General features: G+C 66.7%; 1 protein-coding gene. It reads left to right on the top strand.

All coding sequences use genetic code 11. The features are described from left to right. On the top strand, window positions 1–273 hold a 273-nt coding region (locus SB754_RS20290), incomplete at both ends, for an FtsW/RodA/SpoVE family cell cycle protein (RefSeq protein WP_410784166.1).

Here is a 273-nt window from a genome sequence, read left to right as displayed (position 1 = left end):
CTCGGGCCAGCCGTCGGAAGCGGCGAAGCTGGCCATGGCCGTGTGGTTTGCCTCCGTGCTGGCCACGAAGCAGAAACTCCTCACCTCGTGGAAGCATGCGCTGGTGCCGGTGGTCTTTCCGGGCGGAGCCGTCCTGATTGGGCTCGTCCTGATCGGCAAGGACCTCGGCACGGTGATCATCATGGGAATGATCATGATCGCCTCGCTGTTCTTTGCCGGTGCACCGCTGCGCTTTATCGCGGCGATGGTGGCGGCGGGCGCCGCCGGGGCCGC

Source organism: Leifsonia sp. SIMBA_070 (genome assembly GCF_046534635.1).
Taxonomy (GTDB): domain Bacteria; phylum Actinomycetota; class Actinomycetes; order Actinomycetales; family Microbacteriaceae; genus Leifsonia.
Note: the sequence above shows the minus strand (reverse complement) of the source record. Positions and strands in the feature narration are given on the sequence as shown.